Origin of the sequence: Streptomyces roseicoloratus (assembly GCF_004117935.1) — a bacterium.
GTDB lineage: Bacteria > Actinomycetota > Actinomycetes > Streptomycetales > Streptomycetaceae > Streptomyces > Streptomyces roseicoloratus.
Map to the genome: position 1 here is coordinate 1 of NZ_SDOY01000060.1, position 964 is coordinate 964.

The 964-nt window shown below is 72.6% G+C and carries 1 protein-coding gene; it reads left to right on the plus strand.

Annotated features, from left to right (window positions below):
• Nucleotides 1-964 (plus strand): dihydropteroate synthase (locus ESG85_RS04850; protein WP_164986167.1); only part of this gene is annotated, 964 nt, incomplete at both ends.

Below are 964 nucleotides of genomic sequence, written 5' to 3' on the forward strand. Positions count from 1 at the left end.
CACGATGCTGCTCGGCTCGGAGATCGGGGCGGCGCTGACCGCCCTGGAACCGCTCGGCATCGACATGATCGGCCTGAACTGCGCCACCGGCCCGGCCGAGATGGCCGAGCACCTGCGCCACCTGTCCCGGCACGCCCGCATCCCCGTCTCCGTCATGCCCAACGCGGGCCTGCCCGTGCTCACCTCGGACGGCGCGCACTACCCGCTGACCCCTCGGGAGCTGGCGGACGCCCAGGAGGCGTTCGTCCGGGACTACGGCCCCGCCCTGGTCGGCGGCTGCTGCGGCACGACGCCCGAGCACCTGCGGGAGATCGTGGACCGGGTGCGGGGCGCGGCCGTGCCGGCGCGGACGCCCGAGTCGGAGCCGGGCGCGGCGTCCCTGTACAGCCACGTGCCGTTCCGGCAGGACACCTCGTACCTCGCCATCGGCGAGCGGACGAACGCCAACGGCTCGAAGAAGTTCCGCGAGGCCATGCTGGAGGGCCGCTGGGACGACTGCGTCGAGATGGCCCGCGACCAGATCCGCGAGGGCGCGCACATGCTCGACCTGTGCGTGGACTACGTGGGCCGGGACGGCGCCGCCGACATGGCGGAGCTCGCCGGCCGCTTCGCCACCGCCTCCACGCTGCCGATCGTCCTGGACTCCACCGAGGTCGGCGTGCTGCGGGCCGGCCTGGAGAAACTGGGCGGCCGTGCGGTGCTCAACTCGGTCAACTACGAGGACGGTGACGGCCCCGAGTCGCGGTTCGCGCAGGTCACGGCGCTGGCGCGGGAGCACGGCGCGGCGCTGATGGCCCTGACGATCGACGAGGAGGGGCAGGCGCGGACGGCGGAGAAGAAGGTCGAGATCGCGGAACGGCTGATCGCCGACCTCACCGGGAACTGGGGCATCCGCGAGTCGGACATCCTCATCGACACCCTGACCTTCACCATCTGCACCGGCCAGGAGGAGTCGCGCAAGGAC